The organism is Bacillus sp. SIMBA_026 (assembly GCF_046535335.1).
GTDB lineage: Bacteria > Bacillota > Bacilli > Bacillales > Bacillaceae > Bacillus > Bacillus velezensis.
Genome location: NZ_JAWRWX010000099.1, coordinates 1 through 286, shown reverse-complemented (window position 1 = coordinate 286; position 286 = coordinate 1). Strand labels below are relative to the sequence as shown.

The 286-nt window shown below is 58.0% G+C and carries 1 rRNA gene; it reads left to right on the top strand.

Annotated elements, in window-relative coordinates:
- Positions 1-286 (top strand): 16S ribosomal RNA (locus SB847_RS20840); the annotation flags it as partial.

Here is a 286-nt window from a genome sequence, read left to right as displayed (position 1 = left end):
ATCATTCAGTTGGGCACTCTGGTGGAACTGCCGGTGACAAGCCGGAGGAAGGCGGGGATGACGTCAAGTCCTCATGGCCCTTATGGGTTGGGCTACACACGTGCTACAATGGCGGTGACAGTGGGACGCGAAGTCGCAAGATGGAGCCAATCCCCAAAAGCCGTCTCAGTTCGGATTGCACTCTGCAACTCGGGTGCATGAAGTTGGAATCGCTAGTAATCGCGGATCAGCACGCCGCGGTGAATACGTTCCCGGGCCTTGTACACACCGCCCGTCACACCATGGG